Source organism: Pseudomonas sp. LBUM1661 (genome assembly GCF_059695925.1).
The window spans coordinates 195,158-213,811 of sequence record NZ_CP166794.1 but is presented as its reverse complement, the minus strand read 5'-3'; the positions used below and the strand labels follow the sequence as shown (position 1 = coordinate 213,811).

At 61.1% G+C, this 18,654-nt stretch carries 16 protein-coding genes; 7 read left to right on the top strand and 9 right to left on the bottom strand.

Going from position 1 to position 18,654, the window contains the following annotated elements; genetic code table 11:
• The first annotated feature begins 13 nt into the window (after positions 1 to 13).
• From ACA057_RS01010 to ACA057_RS00985, 6 genes are all read left to right on the top strand, one after another.
• The gene (locus tag ACA057_RS01010) at positions 14 to 1,207 is read left to right on the top strand and encodes an SfnB family sulfur acquisition oxidoreductase (RefSeq protein ID WP_497345270.1); all 1,194 of its coding nucleotides are present in this window, start codon (positions 14 to 16) and stop codon (positions 1,205 to 1,207) included.
• Entirely contained in the window at positions 1,207 to 2,565 is a 1,359-nt protein-coding gene (locus tag ACA057_RS01005) for an LLM class flavin-dependent oxidoreductase (RefSeq protein WP_497345268.1), read from the top strand. The genes ACA057_RS01010 and ACA057_RS01005 overlap by 1 nt, the downstream gene beginning before the upstream one ends.
• 129 nt (positions 2,566 to 2,694) lie before the next feature.
• Complete coding sequence (locus ACA057_RS01000) at positions 2,695 to 3,504, top strand: MetQ/NlpA family ABC transporter substrate-binding protein (protein ID WP_497345266.1); 810 nt, start codon at positions 2,695 to 2,697, stop codon at positions 3,502 to 3,504.
• A 2-nt stretch (positions 3,505 to 3,506) separates the two neighbouring features.
• Entirely contained in the window at positions 3,507 to 4,628 is a 1,122-nt protein-coding gene (locus ACA057_RS00995; protein WP_497345264.1) for a methionine ABC transporter ATP-binding protein, read from the top strand.
• The gene (locus ACA057_RS00990) at positions 4,618 to 5,262 is read left to right on the top strand and encodes a methionine ABC transporter permease (RefSeq protein ID WP_059404091.1); all 645 of its coding nucleotides are present in this window, start codon (positions 4,618 to 4,620) and stop codon (positions 5,260 to 5,262) included. Before ACA057_RS00995 ends, ACA057_RS00990 begins: the two co-directional genes overlap by 11 nt.
• Positions 5,263 to 5,447: 185 nt before the next feature.
• Complete coding sequence (locus ACA057_RS00985) at positions 5,448 to 6,074, top strand: class I SAM-dependent methyltransferase (protein ID WP_497345261.1); 627 nt, start codon at positions 5,448 to 5,450, stop codon at positions 6,072 to 6,074.
• Positions 6,075 to 6,214: 140 nt separating this feature from the next.
• Here the strand turns inward: ACA057_RS00985 and ACA057_RS00980 are convergent, their stop codons facing one another.
• From ACA057_RS00980 to ACA057_RS00970, 3 genes are read right to left on the bottom strand one after another with little or no spacing between them, the layout of a single operon-like run.
• On the bottom strand, positions 6,215 to 9,268 hold the full coding sequence (locus ACA057_RS00980) for an efflux RND transporter permease subunit (protein WP_497345259.1): 3,054 nt from the start codon (positions 9,266 to 9,268) through the stop codon (positions 6,215 to 6,217).
• Positions 9,265 to 10,332, bottom strand: a complete 1,068-nt coding sequence (locus ACA057_RS00975) for an efflux RND transporter periplasmic adaptor subunit (protein WP_497345257.1) — start codon at positions 10,330 to 10,332, stop codon at positions 9,265 to 9,267. The genes ACA057_RS00980 and ACA057_RS00975 overlap by 4 nt, the downstream gene beginning before the upstream one ends.
• A complete protein-coding gene (locus ACA057_RS00970; RefSeq protein ID WP_497345255.1) occupies positions 10,329 to 11,432 on the bottom strand; it encodes an efflux RND transporter periplasmic adaptor subunit in 1,104 nt (367 codons plus the stop codon). The genes ACA057_RS00975 and ACA057_RS00970 overlap by 4 nt, the downstream gene beginning before the upstream one ends.
• Before the next feature lie 353 nt (positions 11,433 to 11,785).
• Between ACA057_RS00970 and ACA057_RS00965 the strand changes: the two genes are divergently transcribed.
• A complete protein-coding gene (locus ACA057_RS00965) occupies positions 11,786 to 12,982 on the top strand; it encodes an AAA family ATPase (protein ID WP_497345253.1) in 1,197 nt (398 codons plus the stop codon).
• 125 nt (positions 12,983 to 13,107) lie between these two features.
• On the opposite strand, the gene ACA057_RS00960 is transcribed toward ACA057_RS00965, so the two are convergent.
• From ACA057_RS00960 to ACA057_RS00935, 6 genes are all read right to left on the bottom strand, one after another.
• On the bottom strand, positions 13,108 to 13,890 hold the full coding sequence (locus ACA057_RS00960) for a MetQ/NlpA family ABC transporter substrate-binding protein (RefSeq protein WP_403107651.1): 783 nt from the start codon (positions 13,888 to 13,890) through the stop codon (positions 13,108 to 13,110).
• A 253-nt stretch (positions 13,891 to 14,143) separates the two neighbouring features.
• A complete protein-coding gene (locus ACA057_RS00955) occupies positions 14,144 to 15,073 on the bottom strand; it encodes a sigma 54-interacting transcriptional regulator (RefSeq protein WP_497345251.1) in 930 nt (309 codons plus the stop codon).
• A gap of 59 nt (positions 15,074 to 15,132) precedes the next feature.
• The gene (locus ACA057_RS00950; RefSeq protein ID WP_401356899.1) at positions 15,133 to 15,714 is read right to left on the bottom strand and encodes an alpha/beta hydrolase; all 582 of its coding nucleotides are present in this window, start codon (positions 15,712 to 15,714) and stop codon (positions 15,133 to 15,135) included.
• Between the two features lie 166 nt (positions 15,715 to 15,880).
• Positions 15,881 to 17,176 carry an NAD(P)/FAD-dependent oxidoreductase gene (locus ACA057_RS00945; protein ID WP_497345248.1) on the bottom strand — a complete coding sequence of 432 codons (1,296 nt, stop codon included), beginning with the start codon at positions 17,174 to 17,176 and terminating at the stop codon, positions 15,881 to 15,883.
• A 52-nt stretch (positions 17,177 to 17,228) separates the two neighbouring features.
• Positions 17,229 to 17,960 (bottom strand): amino acid ABC transporter ATP-binding protein, encoded by a 732-nt coding sequence (locus tag ACA057_RS00940; protein WP_497345247.1) that lies wholly within the window; start codon positions 17,958 to 17,960, stop codon positions 17,229 to 17,231.
• On the bottom strand, positions 17,957 to 18,616 hold the full coding sequence (locus ACA057_RS00935; RefSeq protein WP_497345245.1) for an amino acid ABC transporter permease: 660 nt from the start codon (positions 18,614 to 18,616) through the stop codon (positions 17,957 to 17,959). Before ACA057_RS00935 ends, ACA057_RS00940 begins: the two co-directional genes overlap by 4 nt.
• Between the last annotated feature and the right edge of the window lie 38 nt (positions 18,617 to 18,654).

Sequence of the window (18,654 nt, the reverse complement as noted above, 5' to 3'; positions counted from 1 at the left end):
TCTGGAGAAACATATGACTCTTTCTCAACACGTCGCGGTCATCACCAGCGATGAGCAAGCCCTGATCGTCGCCAGCGACCTGGCCGAAGATTTCAAACGCGACAGCGCCCTGCGTGACCGTGAACGCCGTTTGCCGCACCCGGAACTGGAAGTGTTTTCCCGTTCGGGCCTTTGGGGCATCAGCGTGCCCAAGGAGTATGGCGGTGCCGGCGTTTCCAACGTCACCCTGGCCAAGGTCATCGCACTGATCGCCCAGGCTGACGGCTCTCTGGGACAGATTCCGCAGAACCATTTCTACGCCCTCGAAGTGCTGCGGGTGAACGGCAGCGACGAGCAGAAAAAACGCCTATACGCCGAGGTGCTGGCTGGCCAGCGCTTCGGTAATGCGCTCGCCGAACTCGGGACAAAAACCGCTCACGACCGCGTCACCAGCCTCAAGCGCGACGGCGATGGCTATCGCATCAACGGTCGCAAGTTCTACGCCACCGGTGCCATTTATGCCCAACGCATTCCGACCTCGGTGGTGGATGAAAACGGCGTGCAGCAACTGGCCTTCGTGCCACGCGACAGCAAAGGCCTGACGGTCATCGACGACTGGAGTGGTTTCGGCCAGCGCACCACCGGTAGCGGTTCCGTAGTGTTCGAAGACGTCTACGTCGCCGCCGAAGACGTCATCCCGTTCCAAAGCGCCTTCGAGCGCCCGACGCCAGTTGGCCCGCTGGCGCAAATTCTCCATGCCGCCATCGACACCGGCATCGCCCGCGCCGCGTATGAAGATGCACTGCACTTCGTGCGCACCAAAACCCGGCCGTGGATTGATTCGGGCAACGACAAAGCCGTCGAAGACCCGCTGACCCTCAAGAGCTTCGGCCACTTGAGCATCCGCCTGCACGCCGCCGAAGCGTTGCTGGAACGCGCCGGCGAATTCCTCGACAAGGCCCAGGCCGACACCCACGCCGAAAGCGTCGCTGCGGCATCGATTGCCGTCGCCGAAGCCCGCGCCATCAGCACCGAGATTTCCCTCGCGGCCGGCAGCACGCTGTTCGAACTCGCCGGCAGCCAGGCCACCCTGATCGAACACGGTCTGGATCGCCACTGGCGCAACGCTCGAGTGCACACGTTGCACGACCCGGTGCGCTGGAAGTACCACGCGGTCGGCAATTACTACCTCAACGATGAAAACCCGCCGTTGCGGGGGACCATCTGATGGCCGACACGAAAAAGAAAATCCTGCTCAACGCGTTCAACATGAACTGCATCGGGCACATCAACCACGGCTTGTGGACGCATCCACGGGACACCTCGACCCAGTACAAGACCCTCGAATACTGGACCGAGCTGGCGCAACTGCTGGAGCGTGGGCTGTTCGACGGTTTGTTCATCGCTGACATCGTCGGCGTGTACGACGTCTACCAAAACTCGGTGGACGTGACGCTCAAAGAGTCGATCCAACTGCCGGTCAACGACCCGCTGCTGCTGGTTTCGGCCATGGCCGCCGTGACCAAAAATCTCGGCTTCGGCCTCACTGCCAACCTGACCTATGAGCCGCCGTACCTGTTCGCCCGGCGCATGTCGACGCTCGATCATTTGAGCCGTGGCCGGGTTGGCTGGAACATCGTTACCGGTTACCTCGACAGCGCCGCCAAGGCCATGGGCCTGAGCGAACAAGTCGAACACGACCGCCGCTACGACCAGGCCGACGAGTACCTGCAAGTGCTCTACAAACTCTGGGAAGGCAGTTGGGAAAACGGCGCAGTGATTAACGATCCCCAGCAACGGATCTACGCCCAACCGGAAAAAGTGCACAAGGTCGAGCACCACGGCGAGTTCTATCAGGTCGAGGGCTATCACCTCTGCGAACCGTCGCCGCAACGTACGCCGGTGCTGTTCCAGGCTGGCAGTTCGGATCGCGGTTTGCAGTTCGCCGGGCGCCATGCCGAGTGCGTGTTCATCAGCGGCCAGAACAAACCGTCGACCAAGGTCCAGGTGGATAAGGTACGCGCCAGTGCCGTCGTGGCCGGGCGCAATCCCGAGGACATCAAGGTGTTCATGGGGCTGAACGTGATTGTCGGCGCAACCGAGGAACTGGCCTGGGCCAAGCACGCCGAGTACCTGAGCTATGCCAGCGCCGAGGCCGGCGTGGCGCATTTTTCGGCGTCCACCGGGATCGATTTTTCCCAGTACGAGATCGACGAACCGATCCAGTACGTGAAGAGCAACGCGATCCAGTCGGCGACCAAGAACCTGCAAAACAACGACTGGACCCGGCGCAAATTGCTCGAGCAACACGCCCTTGGTGGCCGCTACATCACGGTGGTCGGCTCGCCTGAGCAAGTGGCTGATGAGCTGGAATCGTGGATCGCGCAAACCGGGCTAGACGGCTTCAACCTGACGCGGATCGTCACGCCTGAAAGCTATGTGGATTTCATCGATCTGGTGATTCCGGAGTTGCAGCGTCGTGGGTCGTACAAGACGGCTTATGACAGCGGCAGCCTGCGGGAGAAGCTGTTTCAGGGTGAGGCGCATTTGCCACAGCAACACACGGGTTCGGCGTTTAGACGTTAAAAGCATCGCGGGCAAGCCCGCTCCCACAGGGATTTTGTGAACACCCGAGATCCACTGTGGGAGCGGGCTTGCCCGCGATGAGGCCCGACAAAACACTCCAAATTTAATGCACTGACTGGAAAACCCATCATGACCAAGAAACTCTTAACCCACCCAGTCAAAGCACTGGCCCTGGCCCTCGGCCTCTTCAGCTCCGCGGCCTTCGCCGCCGACGCGCCGCTGAAAGTCGGCACCACCGCCGCCTTCGCCATTCCCCTGGAAGCCGCGGTGGAAGAAGCCAACAAACAAGGCTTGAAAGTCGAACTCGTGGAGTTCAGCGACTGGATCGCCCCCAACGTCAGCCTCGCGGCCGGCGACATCGACGTGAACTACTTCCAGCACATCCCGTTCCTGGAAAACGCCAAGGCCGCCGCCGGTTTTGACCTGGTGCCGTTCAAGCCGGGGATCATCAACAACGTCGGCCTCTACTCGAAGAAATACAAAAGCTTCGACGAGCTGCCTGAAGGTGCCAGCGTGGCGATCGCCAACGATCCGATCAACAGCGGTCGCGGTTTGCAGCTGCTGGCCAAGGCTGGGTTGATCACGCTTAAACCCGGTGTCGGCTACAAAGCCACCGAAGAAGACATCATCGCCAACCCGAAAAAAATCAAAATCCTTCAGGTCGAAGCCGTGCAATTGGTGCGCGCCTACGACGATGCCGATCTGGTCCAGGGCTACCCGGCCTACATCCGCCTGTCGAAGACTTTCGATGCCGGCTCTGCCCTGCTGTTCGATGGCCTCGATCACAAGGAATACGTGATTCAGTTCGTGATCCAGCCTAAAAGCAAAACCGACCCGCGCCTGATCAAGTTCGTCGACATCTACCAGCATTCGCCGGTGGTTCGTGCGGCGCTGGATAAGGCGCACGGCAAGCTCTATCAAGCCGGTTGGGAAAGCTGAACATGACGGCCGCGATCCAACGGCGACTGGAGATTCCAGAGCCACAGAAAGCCGAACAGACGGAACTGCACCCGGACCTCAATCGCGCTCACGTGCGCTTCGTTGGCCTGGGCAAAACCTACAACGGCCAGCAAGGCCCGGTGGCGGCGTTGCACGGCATCGACTTGGCGATCCAGCGCGGTGAAGTGTTCGGCATTATCGGCCGCAGCGGCGCCGGCAAGTCGTCGTTGATCCGCACCATCAACCGTCTCGAACAACCGAGCACGGGTCGGGTGCTGATCGATCAGGTGAACATCGGCGAGTTTGATGAAGACCGTCTGGTGGCACTGCGTCGGCGGATCGGCATGATCTTCCAGCACTTCAATCTGATGTCGGCCAAGACGGTTTGGCAGAACGTCGAATTGCCGCTGAAAGTGGCGGGTGTGCCGAAGGACAAGCGCGAAAAAAAGGTTCGTGAGTTGCTGGAGTTGGTGGGACTGCAAGAGAAACACAAAGCCTACCCGGCACAGCTTTCCGGTGGGCAGAAACAACGCGTCGGCATCGCCCGGGCGTTGGTGCATGACCCGGAAATTTTGCTGTGCGATGAGGCGACTTCGGCGCTTGATCCAGAGACCACCCAATCGATTCTCGGCCTGCTGCGCGAGATCAATCAGCGGCTGGGTTTGACCATCGTGCTGATCACTCACGAGATGGCGGTGATCCGCGATATCTGTGATCGCGTGGTGGTGCTGGAGCACGGGCGAATCGTCGAGCAAGGGCCGGTGTGGGAAGTGTTCGGCAATCCGCAGCATGAGGTCAGCAAGACTTTGCTCGCGCCGCTGCAACACGCCTTGCCGGAGGAGCTGCAAAGCCGTTTGCGTCCACAGCCACAGTCTTCGGATGCTGCCGTGGTGCTGCGTTTGCAATTCACCGGCAGTGCGACAGACGAACCGGACCTGGCGGCGCTGTTCGCCGCCCTCGGTGGCCGCGTGCGCTTGCTTCAGGGCGGCGTCGAACGGATTCAGGGCCATGCGCTGGGGCAACTGCTGCTGGCGGTGACGGGCTCGTCTCTCGGCGCCGAGGAATTGCGTCAGCGCGCCGGCAACTGGGCACAACAGGTGGAGGTGCTGGGTTATGTGGTTTGATCGCTTGCTGCAAGGCTTCATCGACACCTTCCTGATGGTCGGCGTGTCGTCGCTGATCGCACTGCTGGCGGGGATTCCGCTGGCGGTGATCCTGGTCACCAGTTCCAAGGGCGGGATTTATGAAGCCCCGGCGCTGAACCGTGCGTTGGGTGCGTTCGTGAACCTGTTCCGCTCGATTCCGTTTCTGATTTTGATGGTGGCGCTGATTCCATTTACGCGGTTGATCGTCGGCACCACATACGGCGTTTGGGCCGCCGTGGTGCCGCTGACCATTGCTGCCACGCCGTTCTTTGCACGCATCGCCGAGGTCAGCTTGCGCGAGGTGGATTACGGCTTGATTGAAGCCGCGCAAGCCATGGGTTGCCGGCGCTGGCATATTGTCTGGCATGTGTTGTTGCCTGAGGCGCTGCCGGGGATTGTTGGCGGTTTCACCATTACGTTGGTGACGATGATCAACTCCTCGGCCATGGCCGGGGCGATTGGTGCCGGTGGGTTGGGGGACATTGCCTATCGGTACGGGTATCAGCGGTTTGATAGCCAGATCATGCTGACGGTGATCGTGTTGCTGGTGGTGTTGGTGGCGATTATCCAATTGGGCGGGGATCGGTTGGCGCGGGGGTTGAACAAGCGTTGAGTCTGGCGGAGAACATGGGTCGTCTGTGATACCGCTTTCGCGAGCAAGCCCGCTCCCACATTTGACCGCGTTCCCATGTTGGATACGGTCAGATGGGGGAGCGGGCTTGCTCGCGAATGGCTGCGCAGCAGCCTCCGGCTTCATGGCGTATATTCGGCGAATCCCAATTGCCTGCGCAGCCGACCATGAAACAGACGCCCGACGACCTCCAGCAGATCACCGCCACCACACTGGGCCATTACAACTCGGTGGCCGAAGGTTTTCGCGAAGGCACTCGCGATCACGATGTCAGCCAGAACATCGATGCGTTGCTGCGGCACATTCAGGGTGAGGCGCCGTTCAGCATTCTCGATTTCGGCTGTGGGCCGGGGCGTGATTTGCAGACGTTCACTCGCATGGGGCACATCGCAGTCGGCCTCGACGGCTCGGAAAAGTTTGCGCAGATGGCCCGGGAGGACAGTGGTTGCGAGGTCTGGCAGCAGGATTTTCTGAAGCTCGATCTGCCGGCTGAACGCTTCGACGGGATTTTTGCCAATGCGGTGCTGTTTCACATCCCGAGCCAGGAGTTGCCTCGGGTGTTGAAGGAGTTGCGTGGAGCGTTGAAACCGGGCGGTGTGTTGTTCAGTTCCAATCCTCGTGGCGAGAATCAGGAAGGCTGGAACGGGCCGCGGTATGGGGCGTATCACGACCTTCAGACGTGGCAGCAATTGCTGACCGAGGCTGGGTTTGTCGAGTTGGAGCATTACTACCGGCCAGCGGGGCTGCCGCGGGAGCAGCAGCCTTGGTTGGCGAGTGTTTGGCGCAAGGTGTAAGCCTTTAGCCTTGTAGCATTCGCCCGGACGTCATCGCGGGCAAGCCCGCTCCCACAGGTTTTGCGTCGACCACAACATCCGGGATCGACAGAAAACCTGTGGGAGCGTGGCTTGCCCGCGATGAGTGCTCAGCGCTCGCCTTACTGCACTTCTTTCTTCGGCTCGCGGATTTTGTACCAGGCCACGTACAGCGCCGGCAAAAACAGTAGCGTCAGCAACGTCGCAATAATGATCCCGCCAATCATCGCGTAGGCCATCGGCCCCCAGAACACTTCCCGGGCAATCGGGATCATGCCCAGACTCGCCGCCGCAGCCGTCAGCAAAATCGGTCGACGCCGGTGCTCAGTGGCTTGCACCACGGCATCCCACGGTGACAGGCCGTCCTTCTCCATCGCCTCGATCTGGGTCACCAGGATCACCGAGTTACGGATGATGATGCCGATCAGCGCGAGGATCCCGAGGATCGCCACAAAGCCCATCGGCGTGCCCGTCGGGATCAGCGCCAGCACCACGCCAATAAGCCCGAGCGGCGCGACGCTGGCCACCAGGAACAGCTTCTGCACGCTGTGCAGCTGGATCATCAGGAAGGTCGCCATCAAGAACAGCATCAGCGGCACCACCTTGGCAATCGGCCCTTGGGCCTTGCCGCTTTCCTCGACCGTGCCGCCCGTGGCGACCTTGTAGCCCACCGGTAAACCGGCAGCGAATTTATCGAGGGTCGGTTGCAGTTGTTTTACCAGGTCCGTCGGCTGGATCTCGTCGCGCACCGCCGCCTTGATGGTGATAGTCGGCTTGCGGTCGCGACGCCAGACCAGCGGTTGCTCAAGTTCATAACGCACCGTGGCGAACGCCAGCAGCGGAATCGAGGTGCCGCCCGGCGTGACGATCTGCAGGTTCTGCAGGGTTTCCGGCGTACCGCGTTCGGCGTCTTCGGCGCGACCGACAACGTTGATCAGGTAGATATCGTCGTCCACCTGCGTGATCGGCGAGCCGACAACGATGCTGTTCATCAGGTTGGCCACGTCTTCCGACGACAGCCCCAGTTGCCGCGCCTTGTCCTGGGCGATGTCGATGCGCAGGACTTTGCCAGGCTCGTTCCAGTCGTAAATGATTTCGCCGATGTGCGAGTTTTTGTCCAGCTCAGTGGCCAGCTCGATCGCGTGCTTGCGCACCTGATCGATGTCCTTGCCGCTGACCCGGTACTGGATCGGCCGCCCGACCGGAGGGCCCATTTCCAGGGCCTGGACGTAGCTGCCAATGCCGACGAAGTCTTTGCGCAACCGTTCACGCAAGCGCTGGCTGAGCGCGTTGCGCGATTCCAGGCCTTTGCTGACGATCACCAGTTGCGCGTAGTACGGGTTCTGCAATTGCTGGTCGAGGGGCAGGTAGAAACGGATCGCACCTTCGCCGATGTAAGTGCTCCAGCGCACGATGTCCGGGTCGTCCTTGAACGTCGCTTCGAGCTTGTCGACGGCCTTGCGCGTCTCATCAATCGAAGCGTTTTGCGGCAGGTTGAGGTCGACGAGGATTTCCGGACGGTCCGAGGACGGGAAGAACTGGTTCTGCACGAACTGCATGGAAAACACCGACGCCACGAACAGCGCGACGGTGATGCCAATGGCCCACCAGCGATTGCGCATGGCCCAGAGCATGCTGCCGTTGAACGCACGGCCGATACGACCCGGCTCGGCCGAGTGCGGTTTCACATTGGTGCTGAGGATGTGCACGCCGATCACCGGGGCGAACAGCACCGCGACGATCCACGACACGATCATCGCCACGGCGATCACCGCAAACAGCGTGAAGGTGTACTCACCGGCGGAGCTGGCGTTCAAGCCAATCGGCACAAAACCGGCGACCGTCACCAACGTGCCGGTGAGCATCGGGAACGCGGTCGAGGTGTAGGCGAATGTCGCCGCCTGCTCCTTGGTTTCGCCCATTTCCAGGCGCGTGACCATCATTTCGACGGTGATCATCGCGTCGTCCACCAACAGGCCGAGGGCGATGATCAGCGCACCGAGGGAAATCCGTTGCATGGTGATGCCGCTGTACTCCATGAAGACGAAGACCATCGCCAGCACCAGCGGTATCGAGCACGCCACCACCAATCCGGCGCGCACGCCGAGGCTGATGAAGCTGACGATCAGCACGATCACCACCGCTTCGAACAGCGCGCTGGTGAAGCCGCCGACGGCTTTTTCCACGACTTCGGCCTGATCGGAAACGGTGTGCACACCGACGCCTATCGGCAGGTCGGCGGTCAGGTCGGTCATGCGCTGGTGCAACGCCTTGCCGAACACCTGGATGTTGCCGCCCTTCTTCATGGCGATCGCCAGGCCGATGGCTGGTTGGCCGTTGAAGCGGAACTGCGGGGTGGCCGGATCGACGTAACCGCGGCTGATTTCAGCGACGTCGGCCAGGCGGTAGAAGCGGTCGTTGAGCCGCAGATTGACGTTGGCCAGGTCTTTCTCGGAGGCAAACTGTCCCGTTGTGCGCACGGAAATCCGCTCGGGACCGGCCTCAATCACACCGGCCGGTGTCACCGCGTTCTGGGCTTGCAGGCTCTGCACCACCTGACGCTGATCAATGCCCAGCGCCGCCAGTTTACGGGTGGAGAAGTTCAGGTAGAGCACCTCGTCCTGCTCGCCAATCATCTCGACTTTGCCCAGCCCCGGCACTTCACGGATCTCGGCGCGGACTTGCTCGACGTAATCGCGTAACTGGCGCATCGACAAGCCGTCGGCGGTAAAGGCGTACACCGAACCGAACACATCACCGAATTCGTCGTTGAATCCCGGCCCTTGCAGGCCTTTGGGGAAGTCACCACGAATGTCGTTGATCTTCTTGCGCACCTGGTACCAGATTTCCGGGATGTCCTTGGCACTGGTGGTGTCGCGCAGGTTGACGAACACCGTCGATTCACCGGGACGGGTGTAGCTTTTCACGTAGTCGAGGGAGTCGAGTTCCTCGAGTTTTTTCTCGATGCGGTCAGTAACCTGCTTGAGGGTTTCTTCCTGGGTCGCGCCCGGCCAGCGGGTCTGGATCACCATGGTTTTGATGGTGAACGACGGGTCCTCCTCGCGCCCCAGGTTCATGTACGAGAACACGCCCATCAGCAGCGCGACGAACATCAAATACCAGACGAACGACTGATGTTTGAGGGCCCATTCGGATAAGTTGAAACTCCCTTTCATTGCGGGCTGTCCTCATCGACTTTGACTTTCTGCCCCGGCTTGAGGCTGTTCACACCGGCGCTGACCACGCGCTCCCCACTCTTCACACCGTTGGCCAGCACCACCGTTGAGTCGGTGCGGCTGATCAGGCTGACGTCTCGCGGGGAAACGGTCTGGTTCTGCGGGTCGACGACCCAGATACGGGTTTTACCGTCGACTTCTTGCAGGGCCGTGACCGGCAGTTCAAGACGCGGCTTGATCGCCGAGCTGAGGGTCACGCTGATGGCCGTGCCGAGGCGAAAGCCCGGCGGTGTTTCGGCCAGACTCAAGCGGGCGCGACGGGTACGGGTGGCGCTTTGGGCCTGGGGTTCGATTTCGCGGATGATCGCCGTGCTGGTGATGCTCGGGTCCAGTTGCGCGGCGACCTGGAACACCACGTCTGGCGGCAACTGGTCGACCAGCGTGTCGGGCAGGTCGATCACCGCCTCCTTGATGTCCGGTTGCGCCAGGGTCACCACTTGCTGACCCGCCGTGACCACTTGCCCGGCCTCGGCGTTCCACGCAGTGACGATAGCTTTGTGATCGGCGCGTAGCTGAACGTAATTGAGCTGATCCCGGGCCTGATCGACCGAGGCCTTGGCCTGATCGAGGGACGCCTGGGTGGTTTTCAGGTCGGTCTGGGCCACGTCCAGTTGCGCCTGGGCGCCGACCCCGCGATCAAACAATTCCTGTTGGCGTCGGGCGCTGGCCTGGGCGTTGATGAATTGCGCCTGGATCCGCGCCAGATCGCCTTCGGCCGAGCGCAACTGGTTCTGCTGATCCGTCGGGTCGAGGGTGGCGAGCAACGCGCCTTTCTCGACTTCGGCGCCGACATCGACGTTACGGCTGGCGATGCGACCGGGCACCCGGAAGCCGATATTGCTTTCGTAGCGCGCCTGGATACTGCCGGCAAAACGGCCGAGGTCTTCCTGATTCAATGCTTTGACTTCGATGGACAGCACCGGACGCACAGGCTCCGGCGGCGGCTCTTTTTTCGAACAGGCAACGAGCAGCAAACCCGCGCACAACAGCATCAGGCGCTTCATGGCTGGGCTCCCGGTGCCAAATCCTTGTAGGTGTTTTCGGCGATTTCCACTTTCATCCCTGGGTGCAATAACTGGCCGCCGGCGATGATGACTTTTTCACCCCCTTCCAGGCCGCCATTGATGATGACTTTGCCGGTCAGGTAGCGACCGACGGTGACGGCGTGCAGTTGGGCTTTGCCGTCCGCGTCCACCAGCCACACGGCCGGTTCGCCGAGGTTTTTGGTCAAGGCTGACCATGGCAATTCCACCGCCGATTTGCCGGGCGTCTTGGCGGTGGCGCTGACCACCGAACCGAGTTGCATGCCTTCGGGCAGTCCGTTGAGGGTGACTTTGACTTGCACAGTGCCGGTCTGCGCCGAGACGGCCGGGGTGATTTCCCGAACGGTGCCGGTGGTTTTGATCGAGGGGTTATCGAGCAGGCTGACCACCACGGTCTTGTCCGATGGCGGCTCGGCCAGCAGCGACTCGTAAACGTTGAACACCGCGTCGCGCTCACCGTCCCGGGCCAGGCTGAAGATCGGCACCGTGGCTTGTACCACTTGGCCGACCTCGGCCTGGCGCGCGGTAATCACGCCCGGCGCGTCGGAGATCAGCGAGGTGTAGCCCAGTTGTTCGCGGGCATTGGCCAGTTGCGCCTGCGCGGCAGTGAGCGCGCTCTGGCTGCTGCGCAATGCTGCTTGGGCGGCGTCATATTCGCTTTGGCTGGTGTAGCCCTTGGGCAGGAGTTTTTGCTGACGGACGAACGCGGCAGCGCTCTGTTTGACGCGGGCCTGTTCGGCGACGACCTGGGCCTGGGCCGAGTCGACGTTGGTTTGCAGGTCTTTCGGATCGAGTTTGGCGAGCACCTGTTTGGCGGAAACCCGGTCACCGACATCGACCGTGCGCTGGATGATCTTGCCGCCGACACGGAACGAGAGCTCGGTCTGCACCCGTGCCTGGACATCGCCGGTCAGGGTGACCGTGGCGCCGAAATCGGCCGCTTTGACCTCTTGCACAAAAACCCGTGGAAGGTCCTTCTCGACCTGTGCTTTTTCACCACAAGCGGTCAGCAGCACCAAGACGCTCAGGGCAACTGTTATTTTCAATCCAGGACCAGCCATGCAGACTCCTTTGCGTTGTACGGGCGTGCCAGTGACGATACGACTGTGAGCGTAGAACAGGGTTCCAAGGGTGCGTCCGGCCCCCTCAAATAAAGCGATCATGCCGCAACTTCATAGCCTGCGTATGACCTGTAGCAGCTGTCGAGCTTGCGAGGCTGCGTTCGGCTGCGAAGCAGTCGTAAAACCTTGCAACTCGGTGTGTCAGAGGAACCGCATATACCGGGTTTGCGAGGACTTCGTCCTCGAACGCAGCCTCGCAGGCTCGACAACTGCTACACGATCACAGCGTCACAGGATCACAGTGCCGCCGACAATAAGGCAAACTGGCCGCCTATGCAGCAGGAAGCTCCCCAATGCTCAAAACCCTTGCGGTGGCCAATTACCGCTCGATCAATAAATTGGTGATTCCGCTGGGCCGATTGAACCTGATCACCGGCCCGAATGGCAGCGGCAAATCCAACCTTTACCGCGCGCTGCGCCTGTTGGCGGAAACCGCCCAGGGCGGCGTGGTCAATGCGTTGGCCCGCGAAGGTGGCCTGGACTCGACGTTCTGGGCGGGACCGGAAAACATCAGCCGACGCATGCGCAACGGTGAAGTCCCGGTCGAGGCGACGGTTCGACACGGCGCAAAACGCTTGCGCCTGGGATTTGCCGGTGAAGACTTCGGTTACTCGATCAGCCTCGGTCTGCCCGATTCCAACGGTCACTTCATGCTGCCCGAGCACAGCACGCCCATTCCGTCACGGTTCAGCCTTGACCCGCAAATCAAGCGCGAATGCGTCTGGGCCGGGCCGTTCTATCGTCCGGCGAGCCTGCTGGTAGACCGCGACGGGCCGATGATCCGCGCCCGCGCCAACCGCAGCTGGGACGTGTTGGCCCAGCACACGCCGAACTTCGACAGCCTGTTCGATCAGGTCGGCAGCTTGCGTACTTCACCGGAGGTTCTGGAGATGCGCGAGTTCATCCGTCGCTGGCGCTTCTACGATCACTTTCGCAGCGACGCCGATGCCCCCGTGCGCCAACCGCAACTGGGCACGCGCACGCCGGTGTTGCACCACGACGGTCGCGACCTGGCGGCAGCCTTGCAGACCATCATCGAAATCGGCGACCCCGAGGCGCTACGGGCGGCCATCAGCGACGCCTTCCCTGGTGCGAGGCTGCACATCGAATCGCTGCCGGGCGGACGCTTTGCCATCGAGTTTTATCAGGAGGGGTTGTTGCGACCGTTGTCAGCGGCCGAGTTATCGGACGGGACGTTGCGGTATTTGCTGTTGGTGGCGGCGCTGTTGACGCCTCGGCCACCGACGCTGATGGTGCTGAACGAGCCGGAAACCAGCTTGCATCCAGACCTGTTGCCGGCGTTGGCGCGGTTGATTATCCGGGCGTCCGAACAGTGTCAGGTGTGGGTGGTTTCGCATGCGCGGCGGTTGATCTCGGCGTTGCAGGAAGACCCTGAATGCAATTGCATTGTGCTGGAGAAGACGCTCGGCCAGACCGGGATTGTCGGGCAGCGGGTGCTGGATGAGCCGGCGTGGTATTGGCCGGATTAAGCGGTGCCTGATAAACCGCTTTCGCGAGCAAGCCCGCTCCCACATGGTTTTGTGTGCACACAAAAAAACGCCGACGCTGTATTAGCCGTCGGCGTTGAAACCTTGAAGGGGGTTTACCTCGCGAATCAGAACGCCGGCAGTACCGCGCCGCTGTACTTCTTCTCGATGAAGGCTTTCACTTCTGGACTGGTCAAGGCCTTGGCCAGTTTCTGGATGGCAACGCTGTCCTTGTTGTCTGGACGAGCCACCAGGAAGTTCACGTAAGGCGAATCGGCACCTTCGATCACCAACGCGTCTTTAGCCGGGTTCAGACCCGCTTCCAGCGCGTAGTTGGTGTTGATCATGTCCAGGTCGACTTGATCCAGCACGCGCGGCAGCATGGCCGATTCCAGTTCCTTGAACTTGAAGTTGTGCGGGTTCTTGGCGATGTCTTTTGGCGTGGCCAGGGCGTTTTTCGGGTCTTTCAACTCGATCAGGCCAGCCTTCTGCAGCAGGATCAGGGCACGGCCGCTGTTGCTGCCTTCGTTCGGGATAGCGATGGTTGCGCCGTCTTTCAGCTCAGCCAGGCTTTTGACTTTCTTCGAGTAGCCGCCGAACGGTTCGACGTGTACGCCGATCACGGTGACTAGGTTGGTGCCTTTGCCTTCGTTGAAGCTTTTCAGGTACGGCAGGGTCTGGAAGTAGTTGGCATCCAGACGCTTCTGGTCGACCTGTACGTTGGGCTGAACGTAGTCGGTGAAGACTTTGATTTCCAGGTCCACGCCTTCTTTGGCGAGGGTTGGCTTGATCAGTTCGAGAATCTCGGCGTGTGGAATCGGGGTCGCCGCAACCACCAGTTTCTCGCCAGCCTGAGCCAGGCCCGCGGTCAGGGCAGCCGCCAATGCGGTGAACAACAGAACCTTTTTCATGCAGTGTCCTTATCGAAAATCACGGTCGTCATCGACGACGGCTGAGAGTACAAGTGCCAGTGAAGTGCTATCGCTGGCGTGACGCGGACAATACCGGGATTTTTTATTCCCGAACAATATCTTTTATTCACTTTCATATTCCATTTTGTTCATACAGCTCTAACTCACCGATCTCCTGGTAGGAGCGAGGCTTGCCCGCGAAGGCGCCCTTACAGACAGACCGCGTCGTCTGGTTCGCGAGCAAGCTTTGCTCCTACAGGACAGCGGCGTTTTTGAGCAGTTGCTTCAAGGCTTTTTGCTCGGCGTCGGAGCCGCTGGCGAGGATTCGCTTGAGTTGCTGTTCGATCTGCGTCAGCGAGATGTCCACCTCCGGCAAATTCAAATGCTCCGGCAAAATCTCATCGCCGGTGCTCACCAGTAGCGCAAAGTGAATGACGTTTTCCAGCTCACGGGTATTACCCGGCCAGCTATGCCGTTCCAGCACCAGCTGCGCCGCCTCGCTGATCAGCGGCACGGGCAGGTCCAGGCGCTGGCTGTAGATGCCGAGGAAGTATTCGGCCAACGACAGGATATCGCCGACCCGTTCACGCAAGGCCGGCAGTTCGAGCTGGCCTTCGCTGAGGTAGTGATAAAGCCGCTCATGGAATTTTCCGGCGGCGACCGCTTGCGCCAGATCGATGCTGGTGGCCGCCACCAGCCGCACATCCACCGGGCTCGGTTGATGTGAGCCGACGCGCGTCACTTCATGGTTTTCCAGGGCGGCGAGCAATTTGATCTGGATCGGCAGCGGCAGGTCGCCGATCTCGTCGAGGTAGAGCGTCCCTCCGTTGGCCGAACCAAACCAGCCCGCCCGACTGCTGGCCGAACCGCTGTAACTGCCGGCGGCATAACCAAACAATTCAGCGTCGGCGTAGGTCGGACTGATCGCGCCGCAGTTGACTGAGACAAACAACCCGCCGCGATCACTGGCGCGATGGATGTGCCGCGCCAGCAGCTCCTTGCCGCTGCCGGTTTCACCTCGGATCAACACCGAGATCGAACGCGGCGCCAGTTGCTCCAGCTCCTGGCGCAACTGCCGGGAACGCGGATCGACGAACACCAGCGCCTTGGCGCGGATGCTCAGGGGACTTTTTTCGGCGTCGGGAAAGGTCAGCAGCGGCTGACCGAAGGCTTCAAAACTCATGGCAGACTCCCGCCCAAAACCGCCAGGGGACGGGGGCGTTTCTTAAAGAAATAAAAGGTTCAAGCGCGGCGCAGGGCGTGGTGTTCCATGCGGTTTTGCAGGCGATACAGATAAGCAAAACCCTGCTCCCAGCGCTGGTGACCGGACTTCACGTTGATGTGCCCGGCACCCGACAAAATCCCCGCCTCGGCGCCCCAGTTGCGCGCCAGTTCCAGCGCTCGCGGCGCACTGACCGCGCTGTCGTTGTCGGAGCTGACCACCTGGCTCGGGAACGGCAGAAGATCGGTCGGAATCGGCGCAAAATTGCGCAACGCCGGCGCACAGGCCGGGCGTTCGACATCCGCCGGCGCGACCAATAATGCACCGCGAACCTGACGCAAAAACGGCACGGGCGCCGTCGCCGCCCAATGCGCAACGGTGATGCAACCCAGGCTGTGGGCGATCAGGATCACCGGCGTGCTGTCGGCGGCAATCGCCTCGGCCAGCGCCGCGACCCAGTCTTCGCGACGCGGCGTCAGCCAGTCGGCCTGCTCCACCCGTGCGCTGTTCGGCAGGCTGTTCTGCCAGTGGCTTTGCCAATGATCTTCTGGCGATCCTTGCCAGCCCGGCACAATCAGGTAGCGAATTGATTCGTTGCGCATGGGGGAGCTCTCCTGCTGCGTGTCTATTCCCGAACCAGTATAGGGAGGAGAGTTATATTCGTTAAGGAATAAGAAGCTATTTATTAAGACCTATAAAGAATATAAGGAGCTGAAAATCGCAACCTGTCGCCGCTGCTACAGGCTGCGATGAGCCGAGGCAAGCAGGCTAGGCGGGATACCCGAGCGAATCGCGCAATCGATACCAACTGATCGCCATCGCGGCACCGAGTTGGCGAGCCGGGTAAAACGGCAGGCGTGTAACCGGGGTAACGGGGAAGTCCAGTTGCGCGATGTTGCCTCCCCGCACCGCCTGCGCGAGTACGCGGCCCAACGCCGTGCCCATCGCCACGCCACGACCGCAGTAGCCGAACGCCGTCCACACGCCGTCCGCCAGTTGATGCAGGCGTGGCAGATCATCAATAGTCATGCCGACACGACACGCCCAACCGTGCACCCAATCCACTCCCGCCAGTTCCGGAAAGCGTTCGATAGCGGCGGCCTGGAGTTGCGCGCGTGTTGCTGGATCAAGCGTGTCGGCAGAATGCCCACGCCCGCCAATGACAAAGCGGCCATCGGGGTCGATACGACAGTAGTAAGTGATTTTGCGCGTCTCCGAAACGCCCGCCCCCAGCGACATGATGCGATCACGCAAAGTAGCCGGAAGCGGGTCGGTTGCGATCTGCGCACTCGACACATTGACGTACGACTGCGCCACGGCCGGCCACAACCGGTCGGTATAAGCATCAGTCGCCAGAATCACCTGTCTGGCGCGAACGAGGTGGCCATTCACGGTCAGCTCGACACCGCTTGCAACGGGCGTGATTGCACTCACGTGCGAGTGTTCATGAATGGCCGCCCCGCAAGCGAGTGCGGCGTCCGCGAGCCCTCGGGCATAAGCCAGCGGATGCACCGCGCCAGCTCGGCGCTCAAGCAAACCCGCCGGCCAGAATGTCGAACCGGTCGCTACGGCCATGGCGTCGCGATCGAGAAATTGCGCGTCACCACCGTGATGGTTGATGGCCTGCGCCCTGCCCTGCAAATAGCCGGCGGACGCTTCCGAGAACGCTCCCTGAATCCAGCCATCACGGGTCGGTGAACAATCGATCTGGTAGCGCTCGACGAGCTCGAACAGCTCATCTGCGCTGCGATACCCAAAACGCATCATGCGTGTCGCGGTCTCGGCACCAAACCGTTTGATCAGTGCCGCCGGCGTCGGTTTGAAACCCGGAACCACCTGGCCACCGTTGCGGCCGGAGGCTCGGTGGGCGATTTCGGACGCCTCGAACAGGGCGACGTTGACGCCCGATTGAGCCAGGTACAGCGCGGCGGACAATCCGGTGAAGCCGCCACCGATCACGGCCACATCGACCGTCAGTGGCCCGGTAACCTTGGGTGTCGCGCTACGCGCAGCAGTGGTCGCCGCCCACAAGGTGGACGTCGGGAAATGCATATTCGCTGTCATGGTAAAACCTATACGGTACGCGGGCTCGGAGATGGCAGCGCCGCTGGATGGCTTAACTGGCGTGCGTCACTCGGCGCAGGAAATCGCGCATACGTTCGTTGCTCGGCGCGGTTAATACTTCCCTGGACGGCCCTTGCTCAGCGATGCGTCCGCCATCGAGAAACAGCACGCGGTCGGAGACGTCGCGGGCGAAGCCCATCTCGTGGGTGACGATGATCATGGTCATCCCCTTCTCGGCCAGACCGCGCATGACCGCCAACACTTCGCCGACCAATTCCGGGTCAAGCGCAGAGGTGGGTTCGTCGAACAGAATCGCCTCCGGTTGCATGGCCAGCGCCCGCGCAATGGCCACGCGCTGCTGTTGGCCTCCGGACAACTGGTGCGGAAAGTGACTGAATTTTTCAGCCAGGCCGACGCTGGCGAGCAGCTCGCGTCCGCGCTCGGCGGCCTCGGCAGGATTTTCACCTTTGACATGCACGGGGCCTTCGATGACGTTCTCGAGCGCCGTGCGATGGGGAAACAGATTGAACCGTTGGAACACCATCCCGACACGTTGCCGCACCTGGCGAATGTCCGAGCGCGCAGCGTCAACCTTCAGGCCTTCGACCGATACGCTACCGGCCTCATAACGCTCCAGGCCATTGATGCAGCGCAGCAGCGTCGACTTGCCCGAACCGGAAGGGCCGATCAGGCAAACGACTTCACCGGCGTGGATTTCGGCGTTGATACCGCTCAGCACATGGTGCGTGCCGAAGGACTTGCTCAGGTTCTCGATCTTGATCATCTTTTGGTCCCCATGCGTTTTTCGAGACGGCCGATCGCGAACATCATTGGCAAGCTCATCGCGAGGTACATCAGCGCGACAAGGGTAAAGACCGTCGAACTCTTGAAGGTGGCGGCCGCGATCAATTTGCTCTGCATCGACAACTCGACCACGGTAATGACAGCGGTCTGGGAAGAGTCTTTGAGCATCATCACCACGTTGTTGCCATAGGGCGGCAAGGCGATGCGCAACGCCTGCGGCAACACCACTCGGCGCATCAACTTCGTGCGCGACATGCCGATCGACTGAGCCGCCTCGAACTGCCCGACATCCACGGCATCGATGCCCGCACGAAACACTTCAGCCATGTACGAGGAATAGGCGATGCCCAAGCCCAGTGAACCGGCCTGGAACGCGCTGAGGCTGATACCGATCTCCGGAATCACGAAGTACATATAGAACAGCACCACGATGATCGGGATGCCACGAATGACGTTGGTCAGCACGCGACTGGCGTGGGCCAGCGGGGCGATGCCACTGACCCGCAAAAGCGCCCAGAACAAGCCCAGTACGGTCGCGATCACCAGCGCGGTGGCGGTGATGTAGATCGTGGTCAGCGCACCCTGCAGCAGCATGGGCAGGTAAGCCACGGCATCAGTCAGGAAGGAATCGAACATCTGCAACCTCCGGAGCGTGTGCACGCGTCATCCCGGAC